The organism is Paracoccus kondratievae, assembly GCF_009301415.1.
GTDB classification, from domain to species: Bacteria; Pseudomonadota; Alphaproteobacteria; order Rhodobacterales; family Rhodobacteraceae; genus Paracoccus; species Paracoccus kondratievae.
Genome location: NZ_CP045072.1, coordinates 523,272 through 541,512, shown reverse-complemented (window position 1 = coordinate 541,512; position 18,241 = coordinate 523,272). Strand labels below are relative to the sequence as shown.

At 64.6% G+C, this 18,241-nt stretch carries 23 protein-coding genes; 7 read left to right on the top strand and 16 right to left on the bottom strand.

Going from position 1 to position 18,241, the window contains the following annotated elements:
- Positions 1 to 28 precede the first annotated feature (28 nt).
- A complete protein-coding gene (locus tag F8A10_RS02785; protein WP_010392831.1) occupies positions 29 to 247 on the bottom strand; it encodes a YdcH family protein in 219 nt (72 codons plus the stop codon).
- A 186-nt stretch (positions 248 to 433) separates the two neighbouring features.
- On the opposite strand from F8A10_RS02785, the gene F8A10_RS02780 reads away from it, so the two are divergent.
- Both F8A10_RS02780 and F8A10_RS02775 read left to right on the top strand, forming a co-directional pair.
- Positions 434 to 844: an Hsp20 family protein gene (locus F8A10_RS02780; protein WP_010392833.1), complete on the top strand. Its 411-nt coding sequence runs from the start codon at positions 434 to 436 to the stop codon at positions 842 to 844.
- 13 nt (positions 845 to 857) lie between these two features.
- Entirely contained in the window at positions 858 to 1,085 is a 228-nt protein-coding gene (locus tag F8A10_RS02775; RefSeq protein WP_010392836.1) for a DUF1150 family protein, read from the top strand.
- A 121-nt stretch (positions 1,086 to 1,206) separates the two neighbouring features.
- Here the strand turns inward: F8A10_RS02775 and F8A10_RS02770 are convergent, their stop codons facing one another.
- The 4 genes from F8A10_RS02770 to trxB all read right to left on the bottom strand — a co-directional run bounded on the left by F8A10_RS02770 (position 1,207) and on the right by trxB (position 4,721).
- Positions 1,207 to 2,064 (bottom strand): glycosyltransferase family 2 protein, encoded by an 858-nt coding sequence (locus F8A10_RS02770; RefSeq protein ID WP_227493402.1) that lies wholly within the window; start codon positions 2,062 to 2,064, stop codon positions 1,207 to 1,209.
- Positions 2,010 to 2,789: a hypothetical protein gene (locus F8A10_RS02765; protein WP_152366634.1), complete on the bottom strand. Its 780-nt coding sequence runs from the start codon at positions 2,787 to 2,789 to the stop codon at positions 2,010 to 2,012. Before F8A10_RS02765 ends, F8A10_RS02770 begins: the two co-directional genes overlap by 55 nt.
- A gap of 73 nt (positions 2,790 to 2,862) precedes the next feature.
- On the bottom strand, positions 2,863 to 3,672 hold the full coding sequence (locus F8A10_RS02760; RefSeq protein WP_152366633.1) for a bifunctional sulfate adenylyltransferase/adenylylsulfate kinase: 810 nt from the start codon (positions 3,670 to 3,672) through the stop codon (positions 2,863 to 2,865).
- A 32-nt stretch (positions 3,673 to 3,704) separates the two neighbouring features.
- Positions 3,705 to 4,721, bottom strand: coding sequence for a thioredoxin-disulfide reductase (gene trxB / locus F8A10_RS02755; protein WP_152366632.1), 1,017 nt, complete (start codon positions 4,719 to 4,721; stop codon positions 3,705 to 3,707).
- 162 nt (positions 4,722 to 4,883) lie between these two features.
- Here trxB and F8A10_RS02750 point away from each other — a divergent pair, with 162 nt between their 5' ends.
- The gene (locus F8A10_RS02750; protein WP_029371393.1) at positions 4,884 to 5,387 is read left to right on the top strand and encodes an Lrp/AsnC family transcriptional regulator; all 504 of its coding nucleotides are present in this window, start codon (positions 4,884 to 4,886) and stop codon (positions 5,385 to 5,387) included.
- Positions 5,388 to 5,439: 52 nt separating this feature from the next.
- Here the strand turns inward: F8A10_RS02750 and F8A10_RS02745 are convergent, their stop codons facing one another.
- The 4 genes from F8A10_RS02745 to lgt form a co-directional block, all read right to left on the bottom strand.
- Entirely contained in the window at positions 5,440 to 5,670 is a 231-nt protein-coding gene (locus F8A10_RS02745; RefSeq protein WP_227493401.1) for a hypothetical protein, read from the bottom strand.
- A 110-nt stretch (positions 5,671 to 5,780) separates the two neighbouring features.
- Positions 5,781 to 6,545 carry a peptidoglycan editing factor PgeF gene (pgeF, locus tag F8A10_RS02740; RefSeq protein ID WP_010392850.1) on the bottom strand — a complete coding sequence of 255 codons (765 nt, stop codon included), beginning with the start codon at positions 6,543 to 6,545 and terminating at the stop codon, positions 5,781 to 5,783.
- Positions 6,529 to 7,602 carry a class I SAM-dependent methyltransferase gene (locus tag F8A10_RS02735; RefSeq protein ID WP_085501260.1) on the bottom strand — a complete coding sequence of 358 codons (1,074 nt, stop codon included), beginning with the start codon at positions 7,600 to 7,602 and terminating at the stop codon, positions 6,529 to 6,531. Before F8A10_RS02735 ends, pgeF begins: the two co-directional genes overlap by 17 nt.
- A complete protein-coding gene (gene lgt / locus F8A10_RS02730; protein ID WP_010392857.1) occupies positions 7,599 to 8,489 on the bottom strand; it encodes a prolipoprotein diacylglyceryl transferase in 891 nt (296 codons plus the stop codon). The genes F8A10_RS02735 and lgt overlap by 4 nt, the downstream gene beginning before the upstream one ends.
- Before the next feature lie 153 nt (positions 8,490 to 8,642).
- Here lgt and F8A10_RS02725 point away from each other — a divergent pair, with 153 nt between their 5' ends.
- Positions 8,643 to 8,936 (top strand): accessory factor UbiK family protein, encoded by a 294-nt coding sequence (locus tag F8A10_RS02725; RefSeq protein ID WP_010392859.1) that lies wholly within the window; start codon positions 8,643 to 8,645, stop codon positions 8,934 to 8,936.
- Here the strand turns inward: F8A10_RS02725 and F8A10_RS02720 are convergent.
- Entirely contained in the window at positions 8,927 to 9,232 is a 306-nt protein-coding gene (locus F8A10_RS02720; protein ID WP_040601659.1) for a DUF6476 family protein, read from the bottom strand. The two genes, F8A10_RS02725 and F8A10_RS02720, sit on opposite strands and share 10 nt — an antisense overlap.
- Here F8A10_RS02720 and F8A10_RS02715 point away from each other — a divergent pair.
- The 3 genes from F8A10_RS02715 (at position 9,231) to F8A10_RS02705 (ending at position 12,539) form a co-directional block, all read left to right on the top strand.
- Positions 9,231 to 10,256, top strand: a complete 1,026-nt coding sequence (locus tag F8A10_RS02715; protein ID WP_152366631.1) for an RluA family pseudouridine synthase — start codon at positions 9,231 to 9,233, stop codon at positions 10,254 to 10,256. The two genes, F8A10_RS02720 and F8A10_RS02715, sit on opposite strands and share 2 nt — an antisense overlap.
- Before the next feature lie 66 nt (positions 10,257 to 10,322).
- Positions 10,323 to 11,228 carry an RNA polymerase sigma factor RpoH gene (gene rpoH / locus F8A10_RS02710; RefSeq protein WP_010392865.1) on the top strand — a complete coding sequence of 302 codons (906 nt, stop codon included), beginning with the start codon at positions 10,323 to 10,325 and terminating at the stop codon, positions 11,226 to 11,228.
- A 291-nt stretch (positions 11,229 to 11,519) separates the two neighbouring features.
- On the top strand, positions 11,520 to 12,539 hold the full coding sequence (locus F8A10_RS02705; RefSeq protein WP_152366630.1) for a hypothetical protein: 1,020 nt from the start codon (positions 11,520 to 11,522) through the stop codon (positions 12,537 to 12,539).
- Between the two features lie 100 nt (positions 12,540 to 12,639).
- On the opposite strand, the gene F8A10_RS02700 is transcribed toward F8A10_RS02705, so the two are convergent.
- The 6 genes from F8A10_RS02700 to F8A10_RS02675 all read right to left on the bottom strand — a co-directional run bounded on the left by F8A10_RS02700 (position 12,640) and on the right by F8A10_RS02675 (position 18,217).
- A complete protein-coding gene (locus tag F8A10_RS02700; protein WP_152366629.1) occupies positions 12,640 to 13,686 on the bottom strand; it encodes an SPOR domain-containing protein in 1,047 nt (348 codons plus the stop codon).
- Positions 13,687 to 13,754: 68 nt separating this feature from the next.
- Complete coding sequence (gene upp, locus F8A10_RS02695; RefSeq protein ID WP_010392872.1) at positions 13,755 to 14,390, bottom strand: uracil phosphoribosyltransferase; 636 nt, start codon at positions 14,388 to 14,390, stop codon at positions 13,755 to 13,757.
- Positions 14,387 to 15,355 carry an adenosine deaminase gene (locus F8A10_RS02690; RefSeq protein ID WP_010392874.1) on the bottom strand — a complete coding sequence of 323 codons (969 nt, stop codon included), beginning with the start codon at positions 15,353 to 15,355 and terminating at the stop codon, positions 14,387 to 14,389. The genes upp and F8A10_RS02690 overlap by 4 nt, the downstream gene beginning before the upstream one ends.
- Positions 15,352 to 16,536 carry a phosphopentomutase gene (locus F8A10_RS02685; protein ID WP_085501266.1) on the bottom strand — a complete coding sequence of 395 codons (1,185 nt, stop codon included), beginning with the start codon at positions 16,534 to 16,536 and terminating at the stop codon, positions 15,352 to 15,354. The genes F8A10_RS02690 and F8A10_RS02685 overlap by 4 nt, the downstream gene beginning before the upstream one ends.
- Entirely contained in the window at positions 16,533 to 17,825 is a 1,293-nt protein-coding gene (locus F8A10_RS02680; RefSeq protein WP_152366628.1) for a thymidine phosphorylase, read from the bottom strand. Before F8A10_RS02680 ends, F8A10_RS02685 begins: the two co-directional genes overlap by 4 nt.
- Positions 17,822 to 18,217, bottom strand: coding sequence for a cytidine deaminase (locus F8A10_RS02675; protein ID WP_085501268.1), 396 nt, complete (start codon positions 18,215 to 18,217; stop codon positions 17,822 to 17,824). The genes F8A10_RS02680 and F8A10_RS02675 overlap by 4 nt, the downstream gene beginning before the upstream one ends.
- Positions 18,218 to 18,241 lie beyond the last annotated feature (24 nt).

The following is an 18,241-nucleotide window of genomic DNA, read 5'->3' as shown; positions in this document are numbered from 1 at the left end:
CCCTAACGCGACGGGCTGCATCATGCAATCAGGCGATAATGTCAGGGGTCAGTTCGTCCTCAAGCCGGGCAATGCGGTCCTTGAGCGCGAGCTTTTGCTTTTTCAGCCGCTGCAGGGTCAGCGAATGGGTCAGGCTCTGGCTGGCCAGCGCCGCGATCGCCTCGTCCAGATCCCGATGTTCGCGCCGCAGCACTTCCAGCCTGGCGCGGGTGATCTCTTCGGGGGACATCTCGTATTGGGCGTTCATGTCGTGCCTCGGGCTGGACTGATGCGGTTATAACCCAGTGCGAACGCAGTGTTAATGGGCCTTGCCGTTCCAGCGCAACACGCCACCTGCATCTTGCGCAGCGTCGCGCGCGTTCACATATTGATCTTGTCGGATCGCCACTTCCGGGGTCCGGCCGACAGTCGCTTTGATGCAAAGGGCTTGGGGATGACCAAGATCAGTCTGGCCGCTCATCCGTTCCTGCTGGGGTTTGACCAGCTGGAGCGTCTGGCGGAAAGGGCAGCCAAGGGCGCCGAGGGCTATCCGCCCTACAATATTGAACATCAGGGGCCGAACGGCTTCCGTATCACGCTGGCCGTGGCGGGCTTTTCCGATGACGATCTGTCGATCACGCTGGAGGACCGCCAGCTGGTGATTCGCGGCCGTCAGGCAGAGACCGAAGAGGGCCGCGTGTTCCTGCACCGGGGCATTGCCGCCCGCGCCTTCCAGCGCAGCTTTGTGCTGGCCGATGGGGTCGAGGTGGTCTCGGCGGGGTTGGAAAACGGGCTTCTGAACATCGACCTGCGCCGCTCTGTCCCGGACAGCATCGTGCAGACGATACCGATCAGCCGCAAATGAAAGGGGATCGCAAATGAACGAGAAATTCGATTTCGGCTCAGAGAACGCGGGCAACATCGTCTATATCCGCCGTGTCGCCATGGACACGCTGCCGGATGAGGTTCGCCGTCAGGTGCCCGGCGCCGATGCGCTTTACGCCGTACATGGCGCGGACGGAGAACGGCTGGCACTGGTCAAGGATCGCAGCCTCGCCTTTCTTCTGGCCCGCCAGAATGAACTGACCCCGGTCAGCGTGCACTGACCCCGGGCCATCAGAACCGGCGCCGTCGCATTGCTTCGGGCGGCGGCGCCGGGCGAAAGCCAGCCCACAGCCAGCCAGACCCGCGCCATTCAAGCCGCATGGCCCGATCCGGGCAGGAAATTCAGCCAGGAAAGCCGTAATGCTCGACAAGGGCGCGGACGGCACGATCATTGCCGTCCCCCGTCAGATTGCCCTGCCGCAGGTTCTGCTGCTGCGTGCCGGGCCATTCCGTGATGCGAAAACGCCCGCCGATCTTTTCCGGTCTGCTGCCTGCCAGCCGATGCATCCAGTACAGCCAGACATCATCGGCCGAGGGGGCCAGTTCCTGAAACAACGCCGCGTCGGTGACATCCGGGTGAAACACGCCCGGCGCATAAAGGACGCCCCCCACCCCGGTCGGAAAGACAAGCGGCCCGGTCTCGGGCACCGAGATATTGCGTTGCCAGTCGCCGTAAGGCAGCGGATCGCCTGCGGCCAGCACAACCCGGTGGGCGCGGTGGCAAACCACGCGGCTTTCGGCACGGCGCACCAGCGCCTCGAGCCAGTCAGGACCGTAATACACATCGTCATCCGCCGTCACGACATAAGCGTCAGGCGTTTCCAGCAGCACCGGAACGATCTTTTTATAGCTGCGCCAGTTCGGGCAAATGCGTGTTTCGACACCCAGCGCGCGGACCTCAGCGGGCAGCCTGTCCTGATCCCCCTCATCCAGCCACAGGATCACCCGGTCAGCCCGCACCGTCTGCTGTAAAACTGAGCGCAGCACCAGATGCAGGCTGGCAAAGCGCGCGGGATAGCTGGTCAGGCTGACGATCAGCGGCGCGCGCAAGCCATGCGGCGCGGGCGATAGCTGCCGGGCCAATATCTCGGCCTCGGCGCGGGCAATCCGGCGCGCCTGTTTCAGACGCCGCAGCACATCCCCGATCATCCCTGCCAGGCCGCCCGCAGCCAGTCGATATTGCCGATACGGCGATACCATTTATGTCCGCGCCCGGCGAAGACATCTTCCATCTTTGGGGCACCTGCAAAAAGAACGATCCTGGCGCCGGCTGGCAGGCTCGGGTCGCGAAGATAGCTGCGCAGACCGCGCGGGACGCAATCATTTTTAAAACTGACGCACCAGCCTTTGGGCCAGTATTGCAGATGGCCATGGGCGGCAAGCTGGGCGCTTTGGAACTGCTGGCTGATCTCATAGCCCGCAGTCGCGGCGCCCGGATCGGCCAGATAGGCGTCAAGGATATAGGAATGCGCCCCGACCTCGTAACGAAAGACCGACGAGTTGCCGACCGAATGCAGAAACCGATCGCGCGCAGGGTTGATCTTGCGCAGCGGCTTGGCGCGGAACAGATCGTCGTCGCGGATGATCAGGAACTTGCCCGGCAGGTCAAAGAACGGCGACAGATCGTTCACGACCACCAGATCGAGATCCAGAAACAGCGCCGTCATCCCGGTGAACCCGCCCAGATCGCGCCGGAACAGCGCAAGCTTGCGCCAGCGCGTGTCGCCATGACCGGGCGGCAGGCCAAGTTCGGGCAGCGGCAACGCCTCGACGTCGGGGTCGATACCCCTGGCATCATCGGTAAAGCAGATAAAGCGATGGGGCCGGGACAGGTGGCGGGCGACCTGGCGGTAAAGCCTGTTCACATCCTCGGCCCCGTAAACGGTGCCCCATTTCATGGTCAGGATCAGGACCGGTTCGGTCATCCGCTTTCCTTTGCTGCTTTGCGCTGGTTTCCGCGATAGGCGAAGGCACCTGTCCGGTCAACGTTGCCAGTTTTCAGCCGGAAAGCACGTCGGCGGAGTCGCGCCGTGCAAGCGTCACGCCAATCTCGTCCTGATGGGCGCGCAGCAGATCTTGCGCGGCCTCATCCGCAGGCAGCAGCAGATCCGTCGCCCCATAATTGCGCGCAAGAATTGCAAGGCGCAGCGCCTCGCGCGGACCATAGTGGCGTGGGGCAGGCAGCGTCAGCAGCGTAGCGTCCAGCGCCTGCGCAACCGGCCGGGCCAATGCCTCATCGCCAGGGTCACAGGCAAGCACCCGCGCCCGTCCCTGCTCGCGCCAGTCAGAGCGCATCGCATTCGGCCCGCCCGCGACAGCATCCGGCACCGGCAACCCCTTGACCGGCCCGCCCAGACAGACCCGCCCGGCAAGCGCCGCCATCCGCACCACCCCGGGATGAGAGGGGTCACAGCCTCCAAACAGCTCTTCAGCCTCGGCCCGCCAGTCAGGGGCCCACTTGTCGGTGATGGACATGATGGCAAGGATCGTGCCATCCGGCGCACGCAAGGCAATATCTTCGCCCGCATCAATCTCAGCGGCGAACTCCGCGCTGATATCCAGAGGCACCGGCACGGGCCACAGCGCGCCCGAGGCCAGCCGCATCTGCTCCAGCACCGCCTGATGGTCCGCCTGGGGCAGAAACCCCCGCAGCGGCGCATAGCCGCCGTTTACCAACAGTCGCAGATCGGCAAGCTGGTCCCCGGTCAGATCCCAGATCGCAAGGCGTGCTGTCTCATCCAGCAGTTTGCGCCCTGCCTCGGCGCTGACCAAAAGCTCGCGGATCGGTTGATGATGCGGCAGGGTCACGGTCAGGCTCCGAAGCGAAGAATAGGGGGCGATCAGGCCGGGATCTCTGCCGCCTCGGGGACGGGCTCGCCAGCCATGTCATGTTCGGCCAGCCACCGCTCTGCATCAAGTGCGGCCATGCAGCCCATGCCCGCACTGGTCACGGCCTGACGATAGACATGGTCGGTCAGGTCACCTGCTGCAAAAACGCCGGGGATCGAGGTCCGGGTCGAACCCGGTTCGACCTTTACATAGCCGCCCTTGTGCAGCTCCAACTGGTCCTTGACCAGCTCTGAGGCCGGGGCATGGCCGATAGCGATGAAAACCCCGTCCGCTGGTACCACCTGTTCGGCCCCTTCCCGGACGTGGCGCACGCGAACGCCGGTCACGCCCAGAGGACCGTCGGTTCCGGCGACCTCGACCAGTTCATGATCCCACAGGACCGAGACCTTGGGATTGCGGAACAGCCGCTCTTGCAGGATTTTTTCGGCGCGCAGGCTGTCCCGGCGATGGATCAGCGTCACCTTGCTGGCAAAATTGGTCAAAAACAGCGCCTCTTCGACAGCAGTATTGCCGCCGCCGACCACCACGACCTCGCGGCCCCGATAGAAGAAGCCGTCGCAGGTGGCGCAGGCCGAAACGCCAAAGCCCTTGAATTTCTCTTCGCTCGGCAGCCCCAGCCAACGCGCCTGCGCGCCGGTGGCAAGGATCACCGCATCCGCCGTGATACGCGCACCCGAATCAAGCTCGGCGACAAAAGGCCGCTGCTGAAGGTCAAGCCGGGTCACGGTATCGACAAAAATGCGCGCGCCCATGGCCCGGGCATGGGCCTCCATCCTGACCATCAGGTCGGGGCCCTGAATCTCGGTCTCGCCCGGCCAGTTCTCGACCTCGGTCGTAATGGTCAGCTGACCGCCCGGCTGCATCCCCTGAATCAGCACCGGCTTCAGCATCGCCCGCGCGGCATAGACGGCAGCGGTATAACCCGCCGGCCCCGAACCCACGATCAGCACACGGGTATGGGCAGGCAGGCTGGTGTCGGCAGCAATCTCGGCAGGGACTTGGGACATGGAACGGACCTCTTGCTTGGCGCTGCATTAGCTAATCACCGCCGAGCCTCCATGCAATCCATAAGGCCCTTTTCCACAATGTTGGAAAGAATGTTGCGCAACCCGGCCTTGCAAGATAGTTTCCGGCATGTTTTTTGCCCGCAAGGCAAATCAGGGGACCAGATGACCGCCGCCAGACTTGACGAAATCGACCGCAAAATTCTGGCAGAACTGCAAGCCGATGGCCGGATGACCAACGTCGAGCTGGCCCGGCGCGTGGGCATTTCCGCGCCGCCCTGCCTGCGCCGCGTCCGCGCGCTGGAAGAGATGGGCTATATCCGCGGTTATCACGCCGATATTGATGCCCGTGAACTGGGCTTTGAGGTGCAGGTCTTTGCCATGGTCCGTCTGGTCAGCCAGTCCGAGCGCGACCTGTCCGCATTTGAGGCGCTGGCCTGCGAATGGCCGCTTGTGCGCGAATGCCACATGCTGAACGGCGAGATCGACTTTATCCTGAAATGCGTCTCGCCCGATCTGACCAGCTTCCAGCGCTTTTTGACCGAGCAGCTGACTGCCGCGCCAAACGTCGCTTCGGTCAAGACCTCGCTGGTGATCCGCTGTGCCAAGGATGAGCCCGGCGTTCCCTTCAGCGTGGTCGAGGAACGCGCAGCGGCAGCACTGGGGTAAGAGCGTGCTGTCACCCGGCCATAAACCGGGTAACAGGATTGTCAAGCGACGCTCAGGACCGCTGCGAAAGGCGTTCGATCGCCTCGGCCGTGCGCTTGGTATTGTTGTAGATGCCCAGGCCCAGGTAGACCATGCCACCGATCAGAATCAGGTAGATAGTGCCGGCGATCCAGACCATCAGGCCTGGAAGAAGCCCCCCCTGAGGCGCGGTCATCACGCCCAGCCCGCCGAGCAGGACCGCGACAGCCCCAAGAACCATGACCACACTGATGATCCGTTCCATCCACACAATAAAGAAGTCCCGCAAAACACCATCTCCTGTCAAAATCAATGTCCGGGATACTGGCATATGGCAGCAGATGAGACAACCGATATGACCAGAAAATACCCGCGTTACAGTGCGATGGCCGAGATCAGCCGGCCGTAATCGGCCTCATTCCGATGGGTGCTGCGGCGGTAGGAATAGAACCGCTCGGGATCGGAATAGGTGCAATGGCCCGTCCATTCAGCCTCAACCCCGGCCTCGCGCAGTCGCATCAGACCAAAGGACGGCAGATCAAACATCGGCCGTCCGTTTGCCCCCCCAGCGAAAAAGCGGTGGTATCCCGGATCTTCGGCAAGGAATTCATCCATGAAATCCTCACCCACCTCATAGGCGCGCTGACTGATCGATGGACCGACCACCGCGCGGATATGGCGCGCGCCAAGGTCGTTCATTGCCCCCACTGTCGATTCGATCACCCCTGACAGCGCCCCGCGCCAGCCGGCGTGCACCGCGCCGATCACCCCGGCCTCGGGATCCGCCAGCAGGATCGGCTGGCAATCGGCGGTCAGCACCGCCAGCGCCACGCCGGGCTGGTTGGTCACGATACCGTCGGCTCGGATCTTGGCGATCTCTGCCGGATCGTCGCCGTCACGCAGCACCACGACATCGGGGGAATGGACCTGATGCACGGTCGCCAGCCTGCCCGCAGGGACACCCATCGCCTCGGCAACCCGGCCGCGGTTGATGGTCACGATCTCGGCCTGATCGCCCGAGCCGTAACCACAGTTCAGCCCCGAAAACACCCCCGAAGAGGCGCCGCCGCGCCGGGTGAAAAAGCCGTGCCGCGCCGAAGTCAGCAGCGGATGGGTCAGTATTTCAAGCGTCGTGTGCATCTTTGTCCAGGGGCTCGAATCCAGGAGGCACGGGCGCATGGCGAGCCCAGATGGCCAGCACCTTGAACAGGTGACCCATTTCGCCGGGCGCGGTCAAGCGATGAAGCGCGGCCATCGCGCCTGCGTCCCCGGCCTGGGCCAGACGCTGCGCGCGCGCCTCGATCCCCAGATGCCGCAGCCACGCACCCTGTGCCCCCATGCGAGAGACCCGTGCCCCCGCACCATGCGCAGCGGCAGCAAGGGGTGCGAAATCGACATGCGCGGTCAGATCGGCATCGCCGGGACTGGCCAGCGGGTCCTCGGGCTGATGGCGGCGCAAAGCCTGCAGGGTGTCGCCCTGCCCCCGCCAGTTGCCGTAGTCGATAAAAATCGCGCAGCCACCATGCCCGGCGATACGTCCGGCGATCTGCGCAGCAATCGGCGCGGCCTCGGGGCAACGCTCGATCACCGTGCCCTCGGGAACCAGAGGCAGCGTCGCAGCAATAGCCTCATCCGCCGGGGCAAGGGCGAAATGCAGATCGCCCTCGGGCGTCAAGGCAACCATACGTTCAGCCCAATCCTGCGCGCGACGCTGAAACTGGCGGATCGGCAGGGCGTCGAAAAACTCGTTGGCGATCAGAAACAGCGGCCCCTCGGGCAGTTGCGCGACCTGATCAAGATGCGTGGCCTCGCCCAGACGTTCGCGCTGGACCCGCCGCAGATGGGGAGACGCCTCAACCAGCGTGACCCGCGCCGCCTCGGCCATGCCGGGTACGATGCGGATGGCGCGCAGGATATCGGCCATCAGCGTACCCCGGCCCGGCCCGATCTCGGCCAGCGTAAATGGCGCAGGACTGCCCTGATCAAGCCAGGTTTGCGCCAGCGCAAGGCCGATCATCTCGCCAAACATCTGGCTGATCTCGGGTGCGGTGATGAAATCGCCCGCGCTGCCAAAGGGATCGCGGGTGGCGTAATAGCCATGTTCAGGATGCAGCAGGCAAAGCTGCATATATTCGTCCAGCCGCATTGGCCCCGACAGCCGGATGCGCCCAGCGATCAGGCGGGCCAACGCCGTCATGCGACGGTCTGGGCCACAGGCGGTCTCATGCGCGCCCGGATCAGGAAAGCAAGGCCGATCAGCACCATCGGCAACGACAGAAGCTGGCCCATGGTCACGCCCCAGACCGGCCCGCCCAGCACATGGCCCAACGGATTGTCCGGGGTGATGAAATGGGCATCAGCCTGACGAAAGAACTCGACCACGAAACGCGACAGGCCATAGCCGGCCAGAAACAGTCCCAGCGCCTGCCCCGGCCGGCGCAGCCCACCGGCACGGACAAGCAAAAACAGCGCGATAGCCAAAAGCACGCCCTCAAGACCCGCCTCATACAGCTGGCTGGGGTGACGGGCACAGGGGCCGGTGATGCCGGGGCAGGTCTGCGCCTCGACCCCGGGGAAAATCACCCCCCACGGCGCGTCGGTCGGACGCCCCCAAAGCTCGGCGTTGATGAAGTTCGCCACCCGCCCAAGGCCCAGCCCAATGGGCGTCGCAACCGACAACGCATCCGCAAGCCGCATCGGCGCTATGCCGTGGCGGCGGCAGAACCACCACGCCGCGATAACCACACCCAGAAAACCGCCGTGAAAGGACATACCGCCCTGCCAGATCACCGGAATCTGCGAAGGATTGGCCAGGTAATAGGCCGGCTGGTAGAACAGCACAAAGCCCAGCCGCCCGCCCAGGACCACGCCGACGATCACCCATGTCAGCAACTCTTCGACCTGTTCGGGGCGCATGGGCGCACCACCGCCCCAAAGACGCGGGCGGCGCATCAGTGCAACGATAATGCGCCAGCCGATCAGCAGCCCGACCAGATAGGCCAGCGCATACCAGCGCAACGAGAGCTCCCACCCGAAAATGTCGACGGTAAAGATCTCGGGCGAAATGCGGGGAAAGGGGATCATGGGCTCCTCATCTGGCGCGGGCGCAGGCTACGCGGGGGGACCGCGGTGTCAACCGGCCATCTGGAACTCGCCGGCGCAGGAAGGGGCGCGGGCAATTGAACAGGCCGGCAAGCGGGGCCATATAGAAGGTCTCGCTGAACCGAAAGGCCCGCCATGACTGCAAACAACCGCTTTCTCGACGATCTCTCGAAATTGATGACCAACGCCATGGGCGTGGCCCAGGGCGCCAAGGACGAGGCCCAGACTGCCTTTAACGGCTGGATTGATCGCTGGCTGGCCGATCGCGATTTCGTCACCCGCGAAGAATTCGAAGCGGTGCGCGAAATGGCGATCAAGGCCCGGACCGAGAATGCCGAACTGCGTGCCCGCCTTGACGCGCTGGAGGGCAAGGGTGTGACCTCGGTCAATCCGGCCGGCCCGCTGAACACGGGCAGCGATCAGGGCTGAACCTGTCCGCGCAGCCTGCCCTGCTTGTCATAAAGCAGCACCTCGCCCGCTTGGGTCACCACCACCAGCCAATCGCGGGCAAAGGTGACAGCGGCGGGTTGCGCGCCTGCAGGCAGGGTAATCTGTTCGGGCAGTTCAGGCAGCAGCGGTTGCGACAGACGCAGCCACAGCAGCGCGGCGATCACCAGCACGCCCACCCCCATCACCACCGCCAGCGCAGTCACCAGAAGGCGCAGCCAGCGCAGCATCGGCAACGCTTCCTCTGGCCCCGCATCCGGCCTATCATCCCGTGTCATGGCAGAAATCCTCATCACCATTCCCGAAGGGCTGTCCGAACGCCTTGATAAGGCGCTTGCGCTGGCCGCACCAGAGCAGGCGGCTCTGTCGCGCTCGCGCCTGGCAAAGCTGATCGCCGATGGCGCAGTCACCGGACCATCTGGCCCGGTGGCGGATGGCAAGGCGCGGGCGGAAACCGGGGATTATCTTATCCGCATCAACGAGCCCGAGCCGCTGGACGCCCAGCCCGAGGCGATCCCCCTGTCCGTCGCCCATGAGGATGAGGACCTGATCGTCGTCGACAAACCCGCCGGCATGGTGGTCCACCCCGCGCCCGGTGCGCCTTCGGGCACGCTGGTCAATGCGCTGCTTGCCCATTGCGCAGGCAGCCTGTCGGGTATCGGAGGGACCGCCCGTCCAGGCATCGTGCACCGCATCGACAAAGAGACCTCGGGCCTTCTGGTCGTGGCAAAAACCGACCGCGCGCATCAGGGGCTTGCCCGGCAATTTGCCGATCACACCGCACGGCGACGTTATATCGCCATCGCCCATGGCATGATCGACCCGGCCGATCCGCGACTCCGTGGCCTGCCTAGCGTCAGCTTTGAAGCGGGCGGCGTGCTGCGGATTGCGACCATGATCGGCCGCCACCCGACCGACCGGCAGCGTCAGGCCGTCAGCTTTCACAGCGGCCGTCATGCTGTGACCCGCGCAAAGGTGCTTGAAACATTCGGCACGCCCCCCACCGCCATGCTGGTCGAATGCTGGCTGGAAACGGGCCGGACCCATCAAATCCGCGTGCATATGGCCCATGCGGGATTGGGCCTTGTCGGCGACCCGGTCTATGGTGGGAACAGGCGGGCCTCGGCCCGGGCTCTGGGAACAGATGCCGCAGCGGCGGTCGCCGCCTTTTCCCGCCAGGCGCTGCACGCCGCCGAGCTGGGCTTTGAACATCCGGTCAGCGGCGAGACGCTGACCTTTACCAGCCCGCTGCCGCCCGACATGGCCGGATTGCTGGCAAAACTGCGCGAAGCGTCCGGATAATGGAACCCGGCCCGCGCTGATAGCGTTCACAATTACCCGCCGGTGGGCGGGACAGGGAATTCTCAGATGGCGAACTATCAGAACCTTCCGGCACCCAGCCCTGAACAGGGCCTGAACCGCTACTTGCAGGAGATCCGCAAGTTTCCGCTTCTGCATCCGGACGAAGAATACATGCTCGCCAAGGCATGGGTCGATCATCAGGACGCCGAGGCGGCGCAAAAGCTGGTGACCAGCCACCTGCGCCTCGCCGCCAAGATCGCCATGGGCTATCGCGGTTATGGCCTGCCGCAGGCCGAGGTCATATCCGAGGCGAACGTCGGGCTGATGCAGGCGGTCAAGCGGTTCGACCCTGAAAAGGGTTTCCGTCTGGCAACCTATGCGATGTGGTGGATCCGCGCCTCGATTCAGGAATACATCCTGCGCTCGTGGTCGCTGGTCAAAATGGGCACCACCTCGGCGCAAAAGAAGCTGTTTTTCAACCTGCGCAAAGCCAAATCCCGGCTTGGCGCGTTGGAAGAGGGCGATCTGCGCCCCGAAAACGTCGCCCAGATCGCGCATGATCTGAACGTGACCGAGCAGGACGTCATCGACATGAACCGCCGCATGTCGGGCAGCGATGCGTCGCTGAACGCTACGGTCGGGTCGGGTGACGGCGATTCTACTGCTCAGTGGCAGGACTGGCTTGAAGATGAGGATGCAGATCAGGCCGAAGCCTTCGCCGAGGCGGATGAGCTTTCGGCGCGTCGCGAGATCCTTGTCGCGGCCATGGACGTGCTGAACGACCGCGAAAAAGACATCCTTATCGAGCGGCGCCTGCGCGACGATCCGATGACGCTTGAGGATCTGTCCACTCGCTACGATGTCTCGCGCGAGCGTATCCGCCAGATCGAGGTCCGAGCCTTTGAAAAGCTGCAAAAGCGCATCCGCGAACTGGCACGCGAACGTGGCATGACGGTGCCCGAAACGGTCTGATCCGGGATTGCCGCCCCTGTTCGCCCGCACCCTGCTGCAGCAGGGCCGATATGGGACCATTTTTCCCTTGCCAAGCAATCCCTTGCCGCTGAGGTGGGCTTCGCGCGGCAAGGGCTCTTGCGAGCGGATGCCGGGTCGTGCGAACAGGGGCGCAATATTGCGGTTATCCCTGCCGCGCCGGCCGTCTTCCAGCGCCCCGGCAGCGCGAAATATCGTGATGGCGGGCAGAGTTGACCGGCACCCGGCTTGGCTTATGGTCGGGACAGGACAGCAGGAGCCGATGGCGCGGAAATGACGGCGCTGAACCAATATCAGCGGCTGGAAGCCGCAGGACTCTGGCGTGAGACGCCCCGCTCGCAGGCGCGGGATGTGATCGTGTCTTTCGGCGACGCCACGCTGATCCTGTCCGATCCGCGCTCTGAAATGCCGCTTGCGCATTGGTCGCTGCCTGCCGTCACCCGGCTTAACCCCGGCAAGCTGCCCGCGTGTTATGGGCCGGGCGGGGCCGAACCCTATGAAGAGCTTGAGATCGACGACGAGCTGATGATCTCGGCTATCTCCAAGGTCCATCATGTGATCGAGGCAAACAAGCCCCACCCCGGCCGTCTGCGTGGCGGGCTGATGCTGGGGGCGGCTGCGATCATGGCGCTGCTCGCGGCCTTTTGGGTGCCGCCGGCGCTGGTGCGCCACGCCGCGGACATCGCCCCGCCTGCGCAGCGGGCCGAGATCGGACGTATGGTGCTGGCCGAGATCGCCAAGACCACCGGCAGCGCCTGTTCGCGCCCGGCGGGCGATATGGTGCGCCAAAAACTGGCCATGCGGCTGATCGGGCCGGATGCGCAGATCGTCGTACTGCCGACGACCCTGAAGGGCGTGATCCGTCTGCCCGGAGAGATCATCGTCATCGGCGAAGATCTGATCGAAGATCAGGTTACCCCCGAGGTCGCGGCCGGTCATATTCTTGCGGCCCAGGCGATGGCGGTGCAGAACGACCCGATGCTGGCAGCCCTGCGCTATGCCGGGCCCCGCGCAACCTTTCATCTGCTGACTGCTGGCAATCTGTCGGCAAAATCCCTGGCGGGCTATGGTGAAAAGCTGTTGGCCGACCCCGTTCCGCGCCCCGAAGATGAGCCACTGCTGGCCTATTTCACCCGTGCCGGAATTTCGAGCGAACCCTATGCCCGCTCGTTGGATCCAACCGGCGAAGCAGTTCTCGGCCTGATCGAGGCCGACCCCTTCCGCACCGCCGAGCCCCGCCCGGTTCTGAGCGACCGGGAATGGATCGCACTGCAGGAAATCTGCGATCAGTAGCCGTTGCGCAACAGGAAACAGGCTGGTGACACTGCGAACCTGATGGTGGCCCAGGCCACGCCTTGATTGCGTGATGGTATTTCGCCTACCCACCACCCTATCAGCGCGGGAAGGCATCGCGGAACCCTGCCTTGCGAATCCGGTCAAGCGCACGGACGATACCTTCGCGATCAGGAAAAGGACCAGCGATCAGGTATTCGACCTCGCGCCTGCCCATTTGATCCCTGCCGCGCAGGACCGGATAACCCATTCCGGCAACACGTCTGATCGCACGTTCGGCATTTTCGGGCCGGGCAAAGGTACCGACCTGCACATAACGCGCACCTGCGGGGATCAGACCAACCTTGGGCGACATCGGCGGCGGGGTCGCTTGAATCCTGGACGGCCGCACGGGTGTCTTGGCCGCAGGCAACGGGCTTCTGGCGGTTGGCCTCGCCCCGGAAACCTTGGGGCCGTGCCCGACCCGCGCAACCTGCGGAGGCGAGGCGTCGGATTTGGGGCTGCTGGCGGCAGAAGCCGTTTGCGCACCGCTGCCAATTGGGCGGGTCAAGCTGAGCCGCGACAGCTCCACTTCGGACAGGCCGGGGCAATAGCCACGGGTAGGGTCGTCAAGCTGCGCCTCGCCCGGTTTGCCATCATAGCCCAGCAACTCGCACAGTCTGAGGTTCGGGCGCAGAGCGCCGGCCATGCTTTGACGCACACCCGGAGCCGCCACCAACGCAGCACGCAGTGCATCGACCGGGACAGATGAGGCAGGCTCAGGTCCACGGTCGGGCAACGGCTCAAGCGGCCTTGGGTCGCCGGCCAGCTCACCGGGTTGCAGATTGGGAATGACCTGCCGGGTCAGCGCCTCTGCCACCAGCTCCGCGCGGCTGCGGCCGGCATTCGGATCAAGCGCCCGCAACCTGGGCGCGCCGTCCAGCCCCCGGGCAGAAAGCGTCGGGGGATAGCCGCAGATCGGCGAGCCGTCGCGCGCAAGACGCGCCTGCCATCCGCCTGTTTCGGCGTGGACAAAGACGCAGCCCCGGCTGTCGATATATTGCTGGGCCGGGAAGCCCGGCGGCGGCTCTTCCGCCGGATAAAGGGCCCGTGCCCACGCCAGCCCCGGCAACAGCACCAGCAAGAGCCACAGGATCACCCGCATCATCCCATCCCCGAATCGTTCATCCGATCCGGGAATAGGCCAGAACCCCTGAAGAACCCGTTAATCCGGATTTATTTCGTGCCGAACATCCGGTCTCCGGCATCCCCCAGACCCGGGACGATATAACCGTGATCATCCAGCCGCTCATCAAGGGCTGCCGTCACAATCGGCACGTCGGGATGGGCCTCGCGCATCCGTGCGACCCCTTCGGGAGAGGCAAGCAGGCACAGAAAGCGCAGGTTACGCGCACCCGCCGCCTTAAGCAGATCAATAGCCGCAACCGATGAGTTGCCGGTGGCCAGCATCGGATCGACCACGATGGTCATACGTGCGTCCAGTTCATTCGGGATTTTCGAATAGTATTGCACCGGTTGCAGCGTCTCGGGATCGCGGTAAAGCCCGATGAAACCGACGCGGGCGGCCGGGATCAGCTCAAGGATACCGTCAAGCAGCCCGTTCCCGGCCCGCAGGATCGAAATCAGCGCCAGCTTTTTGCCCTCAAGCGTCGGGGCCTCCATCTCGCACAGCGGGGTCTGGATGCGCACCGTGGTCATCTCAAGCTCACGCGTGATCTCATAGGCGAGCAACAGGCTGATTTCGCGCAGAAGACGGCGGAAACCGGCTGTCGAGGTGCCTTTGTCCCGCATAAGCGTCAGCTTGTGCTGCACCAGCGGGTGATCGACGATGGTCAGATGCGCTTGGGTCATGTGAGGTCCTTTCGCAGGCGGGTTCGGGTGGTCTCGTCACAGAAGGCCGCCTCGACGGCCCAAAGGTTCATCTGGCCAAACTCGGCCTCGGCCCAACCGAAAGCATCGGCAAGCCGCTGATATTCCTGCGACAATGTGGTATGGAAAAAGGGCGGATCGTCGGTCGAGACGGTGACGCGCACGCCAGCATCGGCCAGCCGCGCGATAGGATGGGCGGGCCAGCCGGGCACTATCCCCAGCGCAATATTCGAGCCGGGGCAGACCTCCAGCGTCACACCGCGCGCGGCAATATCGCTAAGCAGCGCGGCATCCTCAATGGCGCGGATACCATGGCCAATGCGGGTGACACCAAGGGCAAGCGCGTCGCGGACGGACCCGGGTCCCCGCCATTCGCCAGCATGTGCGGTCAGGCCCAGCCCCGCCTCGCGCGCGCAATCGAAGGCCCAGGCGAAGTCGCTTAGCTCACCCGCGCTCTCGGCCCCGCCGATGCCAAATCCTGTGACCCAGCTACCCGAAGTCTCGGCCGCGCAGATCGCGGTTTTCCTGGCGCGCTCGGGGCCGAAATGGCGGATGCAGGTCAGGATGGCGCGACTGGTGATGCCGCTGCGCTCCGCCTCGGCGGCTGCCTCTTCCATGGCGGCGAGGTAGTCGCGCCATGCCGTCAGATCCGCCCCACCGCAGAACTCGGGCGAGACGAAAACTTCGGCATAGATCGCGCCCTCTTCGGCGCAATTGCCAAGCACTTCGGTCACGAGCCGGGCATAGTCGCGCGGCGCAGTCAAAACCGAGGTCGCAGCCTCATATACACGAAGAAACTCATTGAATCCGTTATAGGAATAGGCACCCCGCTCATCAAAGATGTGACCGATATCCTGATGTTTTTCAGCGGCTAGCGCGCGGATAAAGGCTGGAGGTGCCGCGCCTTCCAGATGCAGATGCAGTTCGACCTTTTTCAGCGATTTCATAGAAACGATCTCCCCGGACCGGCGGGCGGCAGGCCGAGATGGGCGGCAACCGAGGCGGCAATATCGGCAAAACCCACCTGCCCGATCGCGCGCGCACCATAGCCCCAGCCCAAGACCGGCACACGCTCGCGGGTGTGGTCGGTGCCGTGCCAGGTCGGGTCATTGCCGTGGTCGGCAGTAAAAATCGCCAGATCCCCCGGACGCAGCCGGGCCATCAGCGCCCCGGCAACGCCATCAAACCATTCCAGCGCCTCTGCATAGCCCTCGACATCGCGACGGTGGCCATAAAGGCTGTCAAACTCGACGAAATTGGCAAAGATCAGGCTGCCCGGCGCGGCCTCATCAGCAAGCCGCAGCAGATGATCGGCAAGGTCGGCGTCCGAGCGCCCCTTGTGCAGATGCGAGATGCCGCGATGCGAGAAGATATCGCCGATCTTGCCGATGGCATGGGTAATGCGACCGGCCTCGTGCGCGAGGTCAAGCAGTGTCGGCGCCGGCGGAGCGATGGCATAATCGCGGCGGTTCGGAGTGCGGGTAAAACTGCCCTCAGCCCCAAGAAACGGCCGGGCGATGACCCGCCCGACGCGCATCGGATGGACCATGGCCGCCACCGCTTCGCAGAGCCGATAAAGTCGGTCGAGGCCAAAGTGCTCTTCATGCGCAGCGATCTGCAACACACTATCGGCCGAGGTATAGCAGATTGGCCGGCCTGTGCGCAGATGCTCGGCGCCAAGGCGGGCGATGATCTCGGTCCCCGAGGCGTGTTCGTTGCCAAGAATGCCATCGGTGCCGGCGGCACGGGCGATATTCGCGGTCAGATCGGCTGGAAAGGACGGGTGGGTATCCGGGAAATAGTGCCAGTCCCAAGGCACGGGAACGCCCGCAATCTCCCAATGACCCGAGGGGGTGTCCTTGCCGCGCGAAACCTCGGTTGCGGCCCCCCAAAGCCCCTGCGGGACCGCGTCAAGACCGGGGGCCTCGGCCCCGCTTGCCAGGCGGATCGCGGCACCAAGCCCCAGCGCGTCCAGATGAGGCAGATGCAGCGGCCGCGTCTGGGCGATATGGGCCAGCGTATTCGCGCCGGTATCGGGCAGCCCGTCATTGAAATAGGCAGCCGCATCCGGGGCACCGCCGATGCCCACCGAATCCATCACGATCAGGACAGCGCGTCTGTCGGTCATGTCACCTCGCTGCGGATCAGGGGACCCGGTTCCGGCCCATCGCCCAGCAGATAGGCAGCCGCGACTGAGGCAACCGCCGCCTCGGCCGCCGCCTCTGTTGCGGCATGGACCAGCGCCAGCGGGCGCCCCTCATCCGCCATCTCGCCGATGCGGAGCAGTTCTGCAAGCCCTACCCGCGGGTCAATCCGGTCACCGGCACGCAGCCGCCCGCCGCCCAAAGCGACAACGGCATGGCCAAGCGCCTCGGTATCTATGGCGGCAACCCGACCGCGACCGGGCACGGCACGCACCACCGGCGCAGGTGGCAGATAGCGGTCGGGATGTTCCAGCAGGTCGGTCGGGCCACCCTGCGCGGCAACCATGCGGGCGAAACGTTCAGCCGCAGCGCCACTTTCCAGCGCCTGCAATGTGCCATCGGATAGCCCTGCCAGATCAAGGCAGGCCGAGGACAGCGCCAGCGACAGATCCCGCAACGCACCTTGCCCACCGGTCAGGGCTACGATCGCCTCGCGCAGTTCCAACGCATTGCCGGCGGCGCGGGCCAGCGGCTGATCCATGTCGGTGACATAGGCGCGGGCGCGGCAACCTGCGCCCTTGGCCGTATCGACCAGCGCACGCGCCAGGTCCTGCGCCGCCTCGGGGTTGCGCAGAAAGGCACCACTGCCCTGTTTGACATCCAAGATCAGCGCATCAAGCCCCGCCGCCAGTTTCTTTGACAGGATCGACGCGGTGATCAGATCCACCGAACCGACCGTCGCGCTTTCATCGCGGATCGCGTAAAGCCGCGCATCGGCGGGGGCAAGTTCAGGCCCCGCGGCAACAATTGCGCAGCCGGCCCCGGCGGTGACGCGGCGAAACTCTTTCTCAGACAGCGCGGTGCGGAAACCCGGTATGGCCTCAAGCTTATCCAGCGTGCCGCCGGTATGGCCAAGCCCGCGCCCCGAGATCATCGGCACATAGCCCCCGCAGCTGGCAACCAAAGGGGCAAGGATCAGGCTGACCGTATCGCCAATCCCTCCGGTCGAATGCTTGTCCACCACCGGCCCCGGCAGATCCCATCGCATGACATGACCGGAATCACGCATCGCCCGGGTCAGCGCCACGCGACCGCCCTTATCCAGCCCGCGCAGCAGCACCGCCATGGCAAACGCGGCCGCCTGGGCGTCACTGACCGAGCCATCGGCCAGCCCGCGCGCGATCAGCCCCGCACCCGCCGCATCCAGCCCATGCCCATCGCGGACGGCAGCAATCACCGGACGCGGATCATGGCGCGAGGCCTCGGGGGTCATTCCGTACCCGACATATGACTGATACCAAAGCGACCGGGCAGCAGCTCGCCGATCGTGGTGGCAAGCTCGGTCCCTCGGATGGTCGCCAGCAGCACCGGGGTTTCGGGACGCCCGAATTCGGCAAGCTTCTGTCGGCAGCCGCCACAAGGCGGCACCGGCCCCTGCGAGTCGGCGATAACCGCAACCTCGACAATCTCGGTCTCGCCCGCTGCGATCATCGCAGCGATAGCCCCGGCCTCGGCGCAGGTGCCCTCGGGGTAAGCGACATTCTCAACATTACAGCCGGCATAGACCCTGCCCGAGGCACCGCGAACCGCCGCGCCGACCTTGAAATTGGAATAGGGCGCATAGGCCCTTTCGCGCACATCACGAGCCGCATCCAAAAGCGCCATGGTCCACCTTTCCCTGCCCTTTTC

Excerpts from the sequence above, each read along its gene's own strand:
- F8A10_RS02745 (WP_227493401.1), bottom strand. The coding sequence starts at position 5,670 with ATGGAACGGATCATCAGTGTGGTCATGGTTCTTGGGGCTGTCGCGGTC.
- F8A10_RS02785 (WP_010392831.1), bottom strand. The coding sequence starts at position 247 with ATGAACGCCCAATACGAGATGTCCCCCGAAGAGATCACCCGCGCCAGG.
- F8A10_RS02770 (WP_227493402.1), bottom strand. The coding sequence starts at position 2,064 with ATGGTATCGCCGTATCGGCAATATCGACTGGCTGCGGGCGGCCTGGCA.
- pgeF (WP_010392850.1), bottom strand. The coding sequence starts at position 6,545 with ATGCACACGACGCTTGAAATACTGACCCATCCGCTGCTGACTTCGGCG.
- F8A10_RS02735 (WP_085501260.1), bottom strand. The coding sequence starts at position 7,602 with ATGACGGCGTTGGCCCGCCTGATCGCTGGGCGCATCCGGCTGTCGGGG.
- F8A10_RS02725 (WP_010392859.1), top strand. The coding sequence starts at position 8,643 with ATGACTGCAAACAACCGCTTTCTCGACGATCTCTCGAAATTGATGACC.
- F8A10_RS02775 (WP_010392836.1), top strand. The coding sequence starts at position 858 with ATGAACGAGAAATTCGATTTCGGCTCAGAGAACGCGGGCAACATCGTC.
- lgt (WP_010392857.1), bottom strand. The coding sequence starts at position 8,489 with ATGATCCCCTTTCCCCGCATTTCGCCCGAGATCTTTACCGTCGACATT.
- F8A10_RS02680 (WP_152366628.1), bottom strand. The coding sequence starts at position 17,825 with ATGACCCCCGAGGCCTCGCGCCATGATCCGCGTCCGGTGATTGCTGCC.
- F8A10_RS02765 (WP_152366634.1), bottom strand. The coding sequence starts at position 2,789 with ATGACCGAACCGGTCCTGATCCTGACCATGAAATGGGGCACCGTTTAC.
- F8A10_RS02715 (WP_152366631.1), top strand. The coding sequence starts at position 9,231 with ATGGCAGAAATCCTCATCACCATTCCCGAAGGGCTGTCCGAACGCCTT.
- trxB (WP_152366632.1), bottom strand. The coding sequence starts at position 4,721 with ATGTCCCAAGTCCCTGCCGAGATTGCTGCCGACACCAGCCTGCCTGCC.
- upp (WP_010392872.1), bottom strand. The coding sequence starts at position 14,390 with ATGACCCAAGCGCATCTGACCATCGTCGATCACCCGCTGGTGCAGCAC.
- rpoH (WP_010392865.1), top strand. The coding sequence starts at position 10,323 with ATGGCGAACTATCAGAACCTTCCGGCACCCAGCCCTGAACAGGGCCTG.
- F8A10_RS02750 (WP_029371393.1), top strand. The coding sequence starts at position 4,884 with ATGACCGCCGCCAGACTTGACGAAATCGACCGCAAAATTCTGGCAGAA.
- F8A10_RS02705 (WP_152366630.1), top strand. The coding sequence starts at position 11,520 with ATGACGGCGCTGAACCAATATCAGCGGCTGGAAGCCGCAGGACTCTGG.
- F8A10_RS02780 (WP_010392833.1), top strand. The coding sequence starts at position 434 with ATGACCAAGATCAGTCTGGCCGCTCATCCGTTCCTGCTGGGGTTTGAC.
- F8A10_RS02690 (WP_010392874.1), bottom strand. The coding sequence starts at position 15,355 with ATGAAATCGCTGAAAAAGGTCGAACTGCATCTGCATCTGGAAGGCGCG.
- F8A10_RS02720 (WP_040601659.1), bottom strand. The coding sequence starts at position 9,232 with ATGACACGGGATGATAGGCCGGATGCGGGGCCAGAGGAAGCGTTGCCG.
- F8A10_RS02675 (WP_085501268.1), bottom strand. The coding sequence starts at position 18,217 with ATGGCGCTTTTGGATGCGGCTCGTGATGTGCGCGAAAGGGCCTATGCG.
- F8A10_RS02700 (WP_152366629.1), bottom strand. The coding sequence starts at position 13,686 with ATGATGCGGGTGATCCTGTGGCTCTTGCTGGTGCTGTTGCCGGGGCTG.
- F8A10_RS02685 (WP_085501266.1), bottom strand. The coding sequence starts at position 16,536 with ATGACCGACAGACGCGCTGTCCTGATCGTGATGGATTCGGTGGGCATC.